The sequence below is a fragment of the Tardiphaga sp. 20_F10_N6_6 genome, from assembly GCF_052076045.1.
Classification (GTDB): domain Bacteria; phylum Pseudomonadota; class Alphaproteobacteria; order Rhizobiales; family Xanthobacteraceae; genus Tardiphaga; species Tardiphaga robiniae.
In genome coordinates this window covers 4,514,345-4,528,169 of sequence record NZ_CP197239.1, presented here as the reverse complement: position 1 = coordinate 4,528,169, position 13,825 = coordinate 4,514,345, and the positions used below count along the sequence as shown (strand labels likewise).

The 13,825-nt window shown below is 63.0% G+C and carries 12 protein-coding genes; 8 read left to right on the top strand and 4 right to left on the bottom strand.

What is annotated here, in order from left to right; genetic code table 11:
- Positions 1–123 precede the first annotated feature (123 nt).
- Positions 124–1,377 carry a D-amino acid dehydrogenase gene (locus tag AB7813_RS21775; RefSeq protein WP_441228367.1) on the bottom strand — a complete coding sequence of 418 codons (1,254 nt, stop codon included), beginning with the start codon at positions 1,375–1,377 and terminating at the stop codon, positions 124–126.
- Positions 1,374–2,537 (bottom strand): alanine racemase, encoded by a 1,164-nt coding sequence (alr, locus tag AB7813_RS21770; RefSeq protein WP_441228366.1) that lies wholly within the window; start codon positions 2,535–2,537, stop codon positions 1,374–1,376. The genes AB7813_RS21775 and alr overlap by 4 nt, the downstream gene beginning before the upstream one ends.
- 153 nt (positions 2,538–2,690) lie before the next feature.
- Here alr and AB7813_RS21765 point away from each other — a divergent pair, with 153 nt between their 5' ends.
- On the top strand, positions 2,691–3,167 hold the full coding sequence (locus AB7813_RS21765) for an Lrp/AsnC family transcriptional regulator (protein WP_068737711.1): 477 nt from the start codon (positions 2,691–2,693) through the stop codon (positions 3,165–3,167).
- Between the two features lie 46 nt (positions 3,168–3,213).
- Here the strand turns inward: AB7813_RS21765 and AB7813_RS21760 are convergent, their stop codons facing one another.
- Together AB7813_RS21760 and AB7813_RS21755 are read right to left on the bottom strand one after the other, a co-directional pair.
- Positions 3,214–4,839 (bottom strand): ABC-F family ATP-binding cassette domain-containing protein, encoded by a 1,626-nt coding sequence (locus AB7813_RS21760; RefSeq protein ID WP_441228365.1) that lies wholly within the window; start codon positions 4,837–4,839, stop codon positions 3,214–3,216.
- 89 nt (positions 4,840–4,928) lie between these two features.
- On the bottom strand, positions 4,929–5,837 hold the full coding sequence (locus tag AB7813_RS21755) for a LysR family transcriptional regulator (RefSeq protein ID WP_089266676.1): 909 nt from the start codon (positions 5,835–5,837) through the stop codon (positions 4,929–4,931).
- Between the two features lie 165 nt (positions 5,838–6,002).
- Here AB7813_RS21755 and AB7813_RS21750 point away from each other — a divergent pair, with 165 nt between their 5' ends.
- The 7 genes from AB7813_RS21750 to AB7813_RS21720 all read left to right on the top strand — a co-directional run bounded on the left by AB7813_RS21750 (position 6,003) and on the right by AB7813_RS21720 (position 13,816).
- Positions 6,003–7,055 (top strand): ABC transporter substrate-binding protein, encoded by a 1,053-nt coding sequence (locus tag AB7813_RS21750; RefSeq protein ID WP_441228364.1) that lies wholly within the window; start codon positions 6,003–6,005, stop codon positions 7,053–7,055.
- The gene (locus tag AB7813_RS21745; protein ID WP_441228363.1) at positions 7,055–8,512 is read left to right on the top strand and encodes an amidohydrolase family protein; all 1,458 of its coding nucleotides are present in this window, start codon (positions 7,055–7,057) and stop codon (positions 8,510–8,512) included. Before AB7813_RS21750 ends, AB7813_RS21745 begins: the two co-directional genes overlap by 1 nt.
- 208 nt (positions 8,513–8,720) lie before the next feature.
- The gene (locus AB7813_RS21740) at positions 8,721–9,770 is read left to right on the top strand and encodes an ABC transporter substrate-binding protein (protein WP_441228362.1); all 1,050 of its coding nucleotides are present in this window, start codon (positions 8,721–8,723) and stop codon (positions 9,768–9,770) included.
- A 189-nt stretch (positions 9,771–9,959) separates the two neighbouring features.
- Complete coding sequence (locus AB7813_RS21735; RefSeq protein WP_439065592.1) at positions 9,960–10,754, top strand: SDR family NAD(P)-dependent oxidoreductase; 795 nt, start codon at positions 9,960–9,962, stop codon at positions 10,752–10,754.
- A gap of 14 nt (positions 10,755–10,768) precedes the next feature.
- Positions 10,769–12,196: an allantoinase AllB gene (gene allB, locus AB7813_RS21730; protein WP_439065591.1), complete on the top strand. Its 1,428-nt coding sequence runs from the start codon at positions 10,769–10,771 to the stop codon at positions 12,194–12,196.
- Between the two features lie 4 nt (positions 12,197–12,200).
- Entirely contained in the window at positions 12,201–13,043 is an 843-nt protein-coding gene (locus AB7813_RS21725; protein WP_439065590.1) for an ABC transporter ATP-binding protein, read from the top strand.
- Positions 13,040–13,816 (top strand): ABC transporter permease, encoded by a 777-nt coding sequence (locus tag AB7813_RS21720; RefSeq protein ID WP_068737726.1) that lies wholly within the window; start codon positions 13,040–13,042, stop codon positions 13,814–13,816. Before AB7813_RS21725 ends, AB7813_RS21720 begins: the two co-directional genes overlap by 4 nt.
- The last annotated feature ends 9 nt before the right edge of the window (positions 13,817–13,825 follow it).

Here is a 13,825-nt window from a genome sequence, read left to right as displayed (position 1 = left end):
TGGGCGCGGCCGGAAGCATGGCACGCATGCGGCTAGAACCGTCGCAATGCGAAAGCCGGAGACTGCTGAGGTAAGCTCCCTCTCACCGCCCTGCGCGGGGAGCGGTTAAGAAAGAGCGTTGCTTCAGTTATAGCGGCTGATCGCCAGATCCTTCACGTCCAGCTCCGGTGCCTTGCCGGAGATCTGGTCGGACAGCACGCGGGCGGTGCCGCAAGCCATGGTCCAGCCGAGCGTGCCATGGCCCGTATTGAGATGCAGATTACCCAGATGCGTCGGGCCGACGATGGGCGGACCATCCGGTGTCATCGGGCGCAGGCCGCTCCAGAAGGTCGAGCGCGAGAGATCGCCGGCGGTCGGAAACAGGTCGGTCACCGACTTGTCGAGCGGCATCCTGCGCGGCGCAGTCGGCACCGGGTGATAATTGCCGACTTCGGCGGTGCCGCCGACGCGGATGCGGTCACCAAGGCGTGTGATTGCCACTTTGTAGCTTTCGTCCATGATGGTCGACTGCGGCGCGACGCTCTCGTCGGTGATCGGAACCGTGAGCGAATAGCCCTTTACCGGATAGACCGGCGCATCGATGCCAAGCGGGCGCAACAACAGCGGCGAGAAGCTGCCGAGCGCCATCACGTAACTATCCGCGGTGAAGACACCCTTGTCGGTCGTCACCTGCGCGACGCGGCCACCCGTCACATCCACCGACTTGATGGTCGTCTCGTAGATGAACTTGACGCCGAGCCCGGCTGCGATCTTTTCCAGCCGCTGCGTGAACAGATGGCAATCGCCGGTCTCGTCCTCGGGCAGGCGCAAACCACCGACGAACAGATCCTGCACGCCGGCGAGGCCCGGTTCATATTTCACGCAACCGGCACGATCGAGTACCTCATACGGCACGCCATATTGCTTGAGCACATCGATATCGCCGCCGGTCGCATCGAGCTGCGACTGCTTGCGGAACAGTTGCAGCGTGCCCTGGCTGCGATCGTCATAGGTGATGCCGGTCTCCGCGCGCAGCGCACGCAAGCAATCGCGGCTGTATTCGGCAATGCCGACCATGCGCGACTTGTTCAACGCGTAACGCGCGCTGGAGCAGTTGCGCAGCATCTGCAGCATCCAGCGCCACTGATGCGGATCGGCCTGCGGTCGCACCACCAGGGGACCGTATTTGTCCATGATCCAGCCGAGCGCCTTCTTCGGCACGCCGGGGCCGGCCCAGGGCGAGGCGTAGCCGGGCGAGACTTCGCCGGCATTGCCGAACGAGGTCTCCAGCGCGGCGCCGGGCTGCCGGTCGATCACCGTCACCTCGTGGCCTGCCTTGGCCAGATAATAGGACGTGGTGACACCGATCACGCCCGCGCCAAGAACCAGAACCTTCATCGCACCGTGCCTCCAGACCGGGCGGTCCACCGCACATCGATCTCATCCGAGTAAATTCTCTCATAGCGCTGACCCAGCGAGGTCAGCATTTCGTAGCCAATCGTGCCCGCGGTTGCGGCCAGCGCATCGAGCGACTGATGCCCACCGATGATCTCCACTTGCGAGCCCCGTGCCAACATGCCGGGCGGCAGATCGCCGAGATCGACGGTCAGCGAGTCCATCGAGACGCGCCCGGCAACCGCCAGCCTCCGCCCGCGGAAATAGACCGCGCCGCCATTGCCGAAGGCGCGCTGCAATCCGTCGGCGTAACCAATGGCCAATGTCGCCAACCGCGTCGGCTTCGTCGCCCGGAAAGTCCAGCCATAGCCGACATGGGCATCGGCTGCGACCTCGCGCGTCTGGATCACCTGCGCGGTGAGCCGCAGCACCGGCAGCATCGGATTGCATTGCGCGGGATTGGGATTGAGACCGTAGAGCGCAGCACCAGGGCGGACGAGGTCGTGATGGTACTCGCGGCCAAGGAAAATGCCTGAGGAATTGGCGAAGGATTTTCGCGCGCCGGGAAAGCGCTTCGCAAGCGCCTGAAACGCCGCAAGCTGATGCGCATTGGCCGGATGCTCCGGCGTATCGGCGCAAGCGAGATGACTCATCACCACCTGGATATCGAGAACTGAGGTGTCCTTGCCGGCGAGGTCGGCGATTTCGCGTGGCGACATCCCCAACCGCGACATGCCGCTATCGACCTGAACGGCCGCTGGCAGAATCCGGCCGCGTTGCCGCGCCTGATCGGACCAAGCCTGAAGCTGTTCGCGCGAATTGAGCACCGGGATGATGCCGGCTTCGGCGCAGTCGCGTTCGCCGCCTGAGGGCAGACCGTTGAGCACATAGATCGCAACGTCGTCGGGCAGATGCGTCTGCAGGTCCACCCCCTCGTCGAGATGCGCGACGAAGAAGGCGCGGCAGCCGGCCCGATAGAGTGCCGGCGCGACGCGATCGGCGCCGAGGCCATAGGCATCGGCCTTGACCACGCCGGAACAGGTGACGCCAGGGCCGACCCGCTCGGCCAATAGCCGGTAATTGCGTGAGATAGCTTCAAGGTCGATGGTCAACACCGCGCTCGCATGCCGCGTGCCCGTTCCGCCTGTCCAAGGTGCCAGCATCACATCCCCCGCCACGAATGATCGCAACGGCAGTATCTCACCTTCCGCATGGCGCTTTACGGCGATTCCGGCCGCTGCTACGGTCATAAATGGTGATTATCGGCGTAAATTTACGTCCCTGTAGAGAAATCCTGCAAAACTTTGGCGAGAACCATGGCAAGCGACCTCGATTCGACCGACCGGAAGATCCTTCGCGAGGTTGTCCGGGATGCCCGGATCAGCCAGATGGCACTGGCAGAGAAAGTCGGCCTGTCACCCACCGCCTGTACCCGGCGTCTCACGGCCCTGGAAAAGAAGGGCGTGATCAAAGGCTATGCCGCCGAGATCGACGCATCCGAGCTCGGCTACATGATGACGGTCCACGTCCACATCACGCTCGACAAGCAGAGCGAGGATGCGCTGTCCGCCTTCGAGCGCGAGATCGCCAAATGCCCGGATGTCGTGTCGTGCTACCTGATGTCGGGCAATGACGACTATCTCGTCCATGTGCAGGCGCGCGACATGGAAGACTATGAGCGCATCCACAAGCAGCACCTCTCGCGGATGCCCGGCGTGGCGCGGCTGCATTCAAGCTTCGCGATGCGCAGCGTGGTGAAGCGCGGCGTCTCGGTGTCCGCGCTGACGGGCTGAACTTGCTTAACCTCTCCCGCGTGCGGGGCGAAGGAAACAGGCGCGCTTAATTCGGATGCAAACCCGGCGCTTCCTGGCCGGTACGTTCGACATATTCAGTATAGCCGCCGCCATATTGCTGGATGCCGTCCGGGGTCAGTTCGAGCACGCGGTTCGACAGCGCCGCGAGGAAGTGGCGGTCATGCGACACGAACAGCATGGTGCCTTCGTAATCGCCGAGCGCCTTGATCAGCATTTCCTTGGTGGCCATGTCCAGATGGTTGGTCGGCTCGTCAAGCACCAGGAAATTCGGCGGATCGAACAGCATCTTGGCCATCACCAGACGCGCCTTCTCGCCGCCTGACAACACGCGGCAGCGCTTCTCGACATCGTCACCGGAGAAGCCGAAGCAGCCGGCGAGCGCACGCAGCGTACCCTGCCCGGCCTGCGGGAATGAGTCTTCGAGATTCTGGAAGATCGTGCGCTCGCCATCCAGCAGATCCATCGCGTGCTGCGCGAAGTAACCGAGCTTGACGCTGCCGCCGATGGTGACGTTGCCGTTGTCCGGTTCGGTCGAACCGGTGACCAGCTTCAACAGCGTCGACTTGCCGGCGCCGTTGATACCCATGACGGCCCAGCGTTCCTTGCGACGCACCGAGAAGTCCAGCCCTTCATAGATGGTGCGGCTGCCATAGGCCTTGTGGATGTTCTTCAGGCTGACGACGTCTTCGCCCGAGCGCGGCGCCGGCAGGAAATCGAACGACACGACCTCGCGGCGTTTCGGCGGCTCGACGCGCTCGATCTTGTCGAGCTTCTTGACGCGGCTCTGCACCTGCGCGGCATGCGAGGCGCGGGCCTTGAAACGCTCGATGAACTTGATCTCCTTGGCCAGCATCGCCTGCTGGCGCTCGAACTGCGCCTGCTGCTGCTTCTCGTTCATGGCGCGCTGCGCTTCGTAGAATTCGTAATCGCCGGAATAGGACGTCAGCGAGCCCGCATCGATCTCCATGATCTTGGTGACGATGCGGTTCATGAATTCGCGGTCATGCGAGGTCATGAGTAGCGCGCCCTCGTAGCCCTTCAGGAACCCTTCGAGCCAGATCAGGCTTTCGAGATCGAGATGGTTCGAGGGTTCGTCGAGCAGCATCACATCGGGGCGCATCAACAGAATACGTGCCAGCGCGACGCGCATCTTCCAGCCGCCGGACAGCTTGCCGACGTCGCCGTCCATCATTTCCTGCGTGAACGACAGACCGGAGAGCACTTCGCGGGCACGACCTTCCAGCGCGTAACCATCGAGTTCCTCGAAGCGGGCCTGGACCTCACCGTAGCGCTCGATGATTGTGTCCATATTGTCGGCCTGGTCCGGATCGGCCATGGCCGTTTCCAGTTCCTTCAGCTCGGTCGCGACCACGCTGACGGGGCCGGCGCCCTCCATCACCTCGGCGACGGCGCTATGGCCCGCCATTTCACCGACATCCTGGCTGAAATAGCCGATGGTGACGCCGCGCTCGACCACCACTTGCCCCTCGTCGGGCAGTTCGCGGCCGGTGACCATGCGGAACAGGGTCGTCTTGCCGGAACCGTTGGGCCCGACCAGACCGATCTTCTCACCCTTCAGCAGCGCGCCGGCGGCTTCGATGAAGACGATCTGATGACCGTTCTGCTTGCTGATATTGTCGAGGCGGATCATGGGAACTACGGGCTCACGAGACAGGGATTGAGGCCTGCCAATAAGGCATCCGGCCCGCTCAAGGAAGGATATTTTGCACCGCAAAAGAGCTAAGTGCCTGCCCGCATCTCGCTCAGGCTCTTCATCAGGATTTCCGCGAAAGTCGCCGCGGCTACCGGTAGCGTGCGACCGCGCAGCTGGCACAGCACCAGATCGGCGGTGGGCACATCGCGGGTATCGATCGGGCGGCCGACCAGCCCCATTCCGAGGTTCCCGGTGGGGGCTCCGATCTCGATCTGGAAAGAGATCATGTTGCAGCGGAACACCAGCCCGCGCAGCATCTCGAAGGAGTTTGACTCCGCGAGCATGTTGAGGCGCAGATCGCGCCGGGTCGTGACCTCATCGAGAATCTGGCGGCCACTCAAAGTCCGATCCGGCAGGGCTGCGGGATAATCGACACAATCGGAGAGGCGCAGCATCTTCTTGGCTGCCAGCGGATGATCCGAGCGGGTGATCACCACAAGACGCTGGGGAAGGCTGGCGATGACGCGCAGTGACGGCCACATCGCCGGACGATGCACCAGAGCGAGATCGACGTCGTAAGCCGCCAGCGCGGCCAGCGCGCGCTCGTGATCCATCACCTTGAGGTCGAACACCACTTTCGGATGCTTCTTCTGGAACGCAGCGACGCGCAGCGCCAGAAAATCCAGCGCCAGCGCCTGGCTGCAGGCGATCTGGATCGGACCGCGCCGCAGACCTCTGAGATCCTCGACCTGCGATCTCATCCGGTCGGCATCGGCAATCTGGCTGCGCGCGTAGCGCACGAACATTTCGCCGGCAGTAGTCAGCTTCACGCCCCGTGGCCGGCGCTCGAACAAAGGCGTGCCGATTTCGGCTTCGAGGTCCTGAATGCGCCGGTTCATCGCGGAAGGCGTCAAGTTGAGCAGTTCCGCGGCGCGGCGGATCGAGCCGGTGCGGGCCACTTCGACCACATGGGTCAGCAACCGCAGATGCCTCATTGCCCTCGCCTCTCAAGTGATGCCTTTTTCACACCGGTCACTGGAAAAGATAGCAGCAGATGTGACCACTCGAATAGGTCTATCCTGATTCACACAGGAAGATAGTCGCGAGAGCGACGTCGCCCACCGACCAATCATGTCACGTTTCGCAACAGGAAAGCATCGATGACCGAACGCCGGGCACTTCGTGGATTACTGACGCTCGTATTAGCCTTGGGCGTAGCCGCAGGAACGTTCACTCTTGCCCAGGCTGCCGGGCCAACCAAGATCAAGTTTACCCTCGACTGGAAAATCCAGGGTCTGCATGCGTGGTACTACTGGGCGAAGGCCAAAGGGTACTTCAAAGATGAAAATCTCGACGTGACGATCGATCAGGGCGAAGGCTCGGCGGCGACCGTTACGCGGATCATGTCGGGCGCTTATGATGCCGGCTTCGGCGATATCAACGCCATCATTCAGAACGCCGCCACCAAGCCGGACGATGCACCGGTGATGGTCTACATGATCTATAACAAGACGCCGTTCGCGCTGCTCAGCAAGGCGGATGGACCGATCAAAACTCTCAAGAATCTCGAGGGATCCAAGCTTGCCTCGCCTTCCGGCAGTGCGTCGCTGAAACTACTGCCGCTGCTCGCCAAGCAGAACGGTATCGATTACAGCAAGATCAGCATTCTGCAGGTTTCGCCGGCCTTGCAGGAACAAATGCTGCTGCAGGGCCAGGTGGATTCAATCGCGGTGTTCGCGGCCACCAGCTATCTCAACCTGGTGTCGCTCAAGGTCGATCCCGACAAGGACTTCCGCTGGAATTTTTATTCTGACGCCGGCCTCGACCTCTATTCCAATGGCGTAATGGTGTCGCAAAAGCTGCTGAAGGAACATCCGGAGGCGGTGAAAGGTCTGCTGCGCGCCATTAACCGCTCGATCAAGGAAACCGTCCAGGCACCGGACGCCGCCATCGACCTGCTCGCCACCGAGGAACCGCTGATCAAGAAGGATATCGAGAAGCGGCGCCTGACCTACGTTTACAACAACTTCATCAACACGCCAGAGGTCGGGGATCTGGGCCTCGGCGAGCTCGATCAGAAGCGCCTGACTTCAGCGATCTCCACCATCGTCACCTCGTTCGAACTGCCGCGCACGCCGAGGCCCGACGACGTGTTCAACAATACGTTCCTGCCGGCCAAGCCCGACCGAATTCCCCCGACCATCGCGCCGTAATGACAACGGCTCGCTCCACCGCCGCGCCGCGTCGCATCACCTGCGCTCATGCGCTTGGCCCGGACGGGCCGATGCCCGGCGCACAGGTGATCGCGCTGCACGACGGCAAGATCCAGTCGATCGCGCTGACAACTGAAGCAGCAGAGCCGATCATGGCGCTGCCCGCCTTGGTCAATGCCCACGACCACGGCCGCGCGGTCCGCACCAGCTCCATCGGCGCCGACGCCAAGCCGCTGGAGTCCTGGATCCACTATCTCGCATTGTTTCCTGCGGTCGATCCCTATGTAGCGGCCTGCGTCGCGTTCGCCAGCAGCGCGCTGGGCGGTGCCGGTATCGTCATGAACCATTACACCCGCGTGCAGGGCTTCACTGATCTGCCGACCGAACTGGCCGAGGTATCGCGCGCGGCACGCGATGTCGGCGTGCGCGCCGGCCTCGCCGTGGCAATGAGAGATCGCAATCCTTTGGTCTACGGTCCCTCGGAACCTGTGCTGGCAGCGCTGCCGCCGGACGTTCGGGCGGAGATCGCGCAGCGCTTCACGCGTCCGCCGCTGTCACCGCGCGATTACATGACGCTAGTGGACGAGATTGTCTCCGCCGCCGATGGCCCGACATTCGATGTGCAATATGGTCCCAATGGCGTGCAGTGGTGCAGCGACGCGCTGTTGCAGGTGACCGCCGACGCCTCGGCACGCACCGGCCGCCGTGTCCACATGCATCTGCTCGAGACCAAGTATCAACGCCAGTGGTGCGACGCCAATTATCCTGGCGGCGTAGTCCGCATGCTGGACGAGATCGGTCTGCTGTCCCCGCGGCTGACGCTGGCACATTGCGTCTGGGCCCGGCCCGATGAACTCGAACTCCTGGCCGAACGGGGCGTCGTCATTTCGGTCAATACCAGCTCCAACCTGCATCTGCATTCGGGTCTGGCTCCCATGACCCGGATGTGGACCGCCGGATGCCGGATCGCCCTCGGCATCGACGGCAAAGCATTCGACGACGACAACGATGCACTGCGCGAGCTCCGATTGTCACATCTGCTCCATGCCGGCAGCGGTTTCGATCAAGTCGTGACCCGCCACCGGGCGCTGCATGAGAGCGTAAGCAACGGCCGTTTCGCCGTCACCAATATCGCCAGCGACGGCGGCCTGCGGGACTGCGCCGATGCGGACATGCTGCTGCTGGACTGGAACGCCCTCAACGACGACGCGCTGCGCAGCGATCTCGACCCGATCAATCTGCTGTTCTCGCGGGCAACCGCGCGCCATATCCGGGAGGTGATCGTCGCAGGCCACACGATCGTGCGCGATGGGCATGTCACCGGGATCGACTTCACGGCCGCGCGGCAGGAGATTCTGGCGCAGATGCGCGCCGGCATGCCCTCTGGCCAGAACCTGGCTGGGGCCCTCGCTGCGCTCGACGGCGTGATTGCCGCAAGCTTTTGCGGATGCTGCTGACGCACCTCCGCCTCACGGTTCTGCAAGCGCCGGCCCGAACAACGCGTTATCTGGACAGCTCCAAGTGAGGCCTTTTTTGCACCGCTTAAGCAAAAAGATAGCAGCAGATAAGTTCACTCGGATGGGTTTAACTTTGCTCCTGAGGGCGGCCGCAGGCAGAAACACCCCACCGGCCGATCGTGTCACTCTTCTCAACAGGAACACACCGATGACCGGACGCCATGCATTTCGTGGATTGCAGACGCTTGCCCTGACACTGATCGTGACGGCCGGATCGTTTGTCGCCGCGCAGGCCGACACCAGGATCAAGATGGTCCTGAACTGGAAGTATGAAGGTCCGCAAGGCATGTTCTTCCTGGCGCAGGATCGCGGCTACTTCAAAGCGGAAGGCCTCGATGTCAGTTTCGACCAGGGTAACGGCTCTGGTGCGGCGGTGCCGCAGGTTGCCAACGGGGCCTATGACATGGGGTTCGGCGACATCAATGCGCTGATCGAACTTGCCGCCAGGAAGCCGGACGAAGCGCCGATCGGCGTCTACCAGATGTACAACCGCCCGCCTTTCACCGTGGCCGTGAAAGCCGACAGCCCAATCAAGACCCCCGCTGATTTCGTCGGACGAAAGCTGGGCGGTGCGGCCAATGACGGCGCGCTGAAGCTATTCCCGGCGCTCTGCGCGGCGACCAAGATCGACTGCACCAAGGTCGAGGTTACCAACATGCAGCCGAACCTGCGCGAACAGATGCTGATGAAGGATCAGGTCGACGGCGTGTTCGGCTACATCACCACCATCCGCTTCAGCGCCAGGCTGATCGGCATCGATCCTAAAAAAGAGATTCGCTTCATCAAGTTCGGCGACTACGGCATGGATCTGTATTCCAACGCCATCATCGTCTCGCGCAAGTTTGCCAAGGAAAACCCCGACGCCGTGAAAGGCTTCCTCAAGGCGCTCAACCGTGGCGTCAAGGATGCCATGGCCGATCCGAAAGCCGCCATCGAGGCCGTGCAGAAGCGCGAACCGCTGATCAAGCCGGAGATCGAACGCGCGCGCCTGGAAGCCACGCTGTCCGACGAAATGACTTCGCCGGAAATTTCAAAGATCGGCCATGGCGACATCAACGACGCACGCATGAGCAAGGCGATCGATATCCTCGTCGGCGCCAAGGAGCTGCCACGCACGCCGAAGGTCGGCGACGTATTCGACCGCAGCTTCATGCCGCCGCTGGCCGATCGCCCAACGGCCATCAAGGCCGCGATGTAACGACGAACCGGCCCCTCAGCATCATCGCCTCTCAACCGTCATTGCGAGCCCTGGCGAATTGGCGAAGCCAATTCGTTGGGCGAAACAATCCAGTCTTCTTCCGCTCGTGGCTTCTGGATTGCCGCGTCGCCTTCGCTCCTTGCAATGACGTGGAGGGGCCAGAGCAAACGACCCAAGAAAGATAACACCATGAAACTCTCCCTCGAAAACCGCGTCGCCATGATCACCGGCCCCGCCAAGGGTATGGGCGCCTCCATCACCCTCGCCTTTGCCGAACAAGGCTGCAAACTGGCGCTGCTGGGCCGCGATACCTCGGCGATTGAGCCGGTTGCCGCCGAGGTGAAAGCCAAGGGCGGCGAGGTGATCGTCATTCCCTGCGATCTCACGAAGTCCGAGCAATGCGAGGCCGCGGCGGAGAAAACCAAGGCGGCGTTCGGCGGGCGCATCGACATTCTTGTCAATGTCGCCGGCGGCTCCGGCCCGATCGGCAAAACGGGGGTGCAGACCACGCCGGAGGAGTTCGACGAGATCGTCACGCTCAACATGAACGGTTGCTTCCACTCCATGCGCGCGGCGTTGCCGACCATGATCGATCAGCGCTACGGCAAGATCGTCAATGTTGGCGGCACCTTCGGCATGCGCGGCCGCGCCGGCCGGATGGCCTACTCGGCCTCGAAATGGGGTCTGCGCGGCATCACCAAGAGCTTCGCGCTCGAGGTCGGCCCGCACAACATCAACGTCAATTGCGTGGCGCCTGGCATGGTCGATGGCCCGCGCTTTCGCGACAAGGTCTGCCGCGACATGGCGCTGAAGCTCGGCATCACCGAACAGGAAGCCGCCGAGCGTCACGCCATGGACTACGCGCTGCGCCGCGTCACCGTCGATGCCGACGTCGCCAATGCCTGTCTGTTTCTGGCCAGCGACGTCTCGCGCCAGATTACCGGCGTCGACCTGCCGGTCGATGGCGGTTGGGCCATGCTGTGAGCGAGGGGGCTAACATGAGCGACAAGGTCGATCTGGTCATCAATGGCGGCACCATCGTATCGCCCGATGCAAGCTACAAAGCCAGCATCGCCATCAAGGACGGCGTGATCCACGCTATCGGCGCGCCGGAGGCGATGCCGCCGGCGACGCAGATACTCGACGCCACGGGCCTTCATATTCTGCCCGGCGCCATCGACGTGCACGTGCATTTCCGCGATCCCGGCTATCCGCAGAAGGAAGACTTTGCCAGCGGCACTGCCGCGGCGGCCTTTGGCGGTGTCACCACCGTGTTCGACATGCCCAACACGCTGCCCACCATCAACAATGCGGAAGCACTGGCCGACAAGCACAGGATCGCCTCCTCAAAAGCCTATGTCGACTACGGGCTCTATGCGGTGCTGGGCGAAGACAGCATCGAACATGTCGACGCGCTGATCGATGGCGGCGTGATCGGCTTCAAGCTCTATATGGGCAACACTTTCGGCCGCATCCCCTCGCCGACCACCGGCGCGATGCTCGAAGCCTTCGAAGTGGTGGCCCCGACCGGCAAGCGCATCTCGCTGCATGCCGAGACCAATTCCATCATGGAGCGCCGCGAAGCGCGGCTGCGTGCCAGCGGACGCATCGAGCCGATCGCGCATCTGGCAGCACGGCCCGCCGTCGTCGCCGTCGAGGCCGTCGCTCGCGCGGCGATCCTCGCCGAATGGACCGGTGCGCGCATCCACGTGCTGCACATTTCCTCCGCTGCCGAATTGCAGCCGCTGGCCGAAGCCAAGGCGCGGGGCGTCGACATTACCGGCGAGACCTGCCCGCAGTATCTGCTGCTGTCGGAGACCGATTACGAAAAATTCGGCGGCGTCGTGCGCGTCAATCCGCCGGTGCGCGAGAAGCCCAACCAGCAGCCGCTGTGGAACGCGCTGATGGATGGCACGATCGACATGATCGCCACCGACCATGCGCCACATGCACCGGACGAGAAGACCCGGCGGGACATCTGGACGGTCGACTGCGGCTTTCCCGGCGTCGAGACCCAGATGCCGCTGATGCTGACCGAGATCAACAAGGGCCGCGCCACCATCAACGACTACGTGCGCTGGAGCGCCGAGAGCCCCGCCAAAATCTGGGGCCTGTATCCACGCAAGGGTACGCTGACGGTGGGGTCCGATGCCGATATCGCCATCGTCGACCTCAAGCGCGAATGGACCGTCGACGACGCGATGATCCAGTCGCGCGCGAAGATTTCGCCGTGGCATGGCCGCAAGGCCTCGGCACTGCCGATCCATACCATCGTGCGCGGCCGCTTCGTGATGAAGGACCGGATCTTGCAAGAGGAAGCCCGCGGCACCGGGCAATCGGTGCATGCGATCCAGCAGATGCCGCCGGCGATGCCGGCCAACACCGACTCGACCATGGCCGCGATCACCTCCGTGCAGAAAGCCTGACCCGATGAACGCACCGCTCGCCCACCCAAAGCCCCGCGCTGTGGACAATGTGATCGAGCTCGAAAAGGTGCTCGTCACCTTCGGCACGGCGAAGAACGCCGTGACCGCGCTGGCCGAGACGTCGCTACGCATAGACAAGGGCGAATTCGTCGCCCTGGTCGGTCCGTCCGGCTGCGGCAAGTCGACGATTCTGAAACTGGTGGCCGGCACGCTGAATGCGACCCAGGGCAACGTGTTCGTTGCCGGCCGCGAAATCGGCGCGGGCGCGGCACGGATCGGCATGGCGTTCCAGAACCCCACGCTGCTGCCGTGGCTGAATATCCGCGACAATGTCATGCTGCCACTGAAGATCGTGCCGCCGTTCAAGGAAAGCTTCAGCGCCAAGCGCAAGAACGAATATCGCGACCGCGTCGAGGCCTCTCTGACGCAGGTCGGCCTCGGCGGCTTCGGCGACAAGTTTCCCTGGCAGCTCTCCGGCGGCATGCAGCAGCGTGCCTCGCTGTGCCGCGCGCTGATCCATGATCCCACGCTGCTGCTGCTGGACGAGCCGTTCGGCGCGCTCGATCAGTTCACCCGCGAGGAATTGTGGGAGATCATGCAAAATCTCTGGATCGAAAAGCGGCCGACGGTGCTGCTGGTCACCCACGACCTCAAGGAAGCCGCCTATCTGGCGTCGCGCATCTGCGTGATGCAGGCGCGGCCCGGCCGCATCGTCGATGACAGCGCGGTGCCGTTCGCGCGGCCGCGCACCATCGACGTGTCGTTCGAGCCGGATTTCGTCACGCTGACCCAGCGCCTGCGCCAGCGCATCGTCGCGGCTCGCGCCGTTCAGGAGATCGTGTCATGAGCGAACGCGTCCGCCGCCAGGTCATGTCCACCGCCTGCATCATCGGCTTCTTCGTACTGTGGGAATTGTTGTGCCTGATGTTCCATGTCTCGGACATCGTGCTGCCGCGGCCGAGCCAGGTGCTTGCGACGCTCTGGACGCGCTTCCCCGCGATCTGGCCGCATGCGCTGCAGACGCTGTACACAACCATGGTTGGGTTCGGCTTCGGCATCGCGATCGGCATTCTCTTGGGCATGCTGATCGGCTCGTCGAAGCTGGCCTATGACGTCGCCTATCCGATGCTGGTGGGATTCTCGTCGATCCCGAAAGTCGCGGTGGTGCCGATCTTCGTACTGTGGTTCGGCGCGGGCACCGTGCCGGCGATCCTCACCGCGATGATCATGTGCATCTTCCCGATCGTCGTGAACGTCGCCACCGGCCTTGCGGCGACAGAGCCCGAATTGCAGGACGTCATGAAGACGCTGCGCGCGACCAAGCTGGAAATTCTGTGGAATGTGGGCCTGCCGCGCACCATGCCGTACTTCTTCGCCTCCCTGAAGGTGGCTGCGACGCTGGCTTTCGTCGGCACGGTGATTTCGGAGACCGTGGCCTCCAATCGCGGCATCGGCAATCTGATGATGATCGCGTCGTCCAGCTTCGATGTGCCGCTGGTGTTCGCCGGCCTGTTCATTCTGGCTGCATTGGGCGTCGGCTTGTATATTGTGTTCTCGCTGATCGAGGCGCGCGTCACCGGCTGGGCCGTGCGCAGCGACAGTTTTGCCGCCGGCGGCTGAACACAGGAC

Coding starts and splice junctions, on each gene's coding strand:
- AB7813_RS21765 (WP_068737711.1), top strand. CDS start 2,691: ATGGCAAGCGACCTCGATTCGACCGACCGGAAGATCCTTCGCGAGGTT.
- AB7813_RS21775 (WP_441228367.1), bottom strand. CDS start 1,377: ATGAAGGTTCTGGTTCTTGGCGCGGGCGTGATCGGTGTCACCACGTCC.
- allB (WP_439065591.1), top strand. CDS start 10,769: ATGAGCGACAAGGTCGATCTGGTCATCAATGGCGGCACCATCGTATCG.
- AB7813_RS21745 (WP_441228363.1), top strand. CDS start 7,055: ATGACAACGGCTCGCTCCACCGCCGCGCCGCGTCGCATCACCTGCGCT.
- AB7813_RS21720 (WP_068737726.1), top strand. CDS start 13,040: ATGAGCGAACGCGTCCGCCGCCAGGTCATGTCCACCGCCTGCATCATC.
- alr (WP_441228366.1), bottom strand. CDS start 2,537: ATGCTGGCACCTTGGACAGGCGGAACGGGCACGCGGCATGCGAGCGCG.
- AB7813_RS21740 (WP_441228362.1), top strand. CDS start 8,721: ATGACCGGACGCCATGCATTTCGTGGATTGCAGACGCTTGCCCTGACA.
- AB7813_RS21735 (WP_439065592.1), top strand. CDS start 9,960: ATGAAACTCTCCCTCGAAAACCGCGTCGCCATGATCACCGGCCCCGCC.
- AB7813_RS21725 (WP_439065590.1), top strand. CDS start 12,201: ATGAACGCACCGCTCGCCCACCCAAAGCCCCGCGCTGTGGACAATGTG.
- AB7813_RS21760 (WP_441228365.1), bottom strand. CDS start 4,839: ATGATCCGCCTCGACAATATCAGCAAGCAGAACGGTCATCAGATCGTC.
- AB7813_RS21750 (WP_441228364.1), top strand. CDS start 6,003: ATGACCGAACGCCGGGCACTTCGTGGATTACTGACGCTCGTATTAGCC.
- AB7813_RS21755 (WP_089266676.1), bottom strand. CDS start 5,837: ATGAGGCATCTGCGGTTGCTGACCCATGTGGTCGAAGTGGCCCGCACC.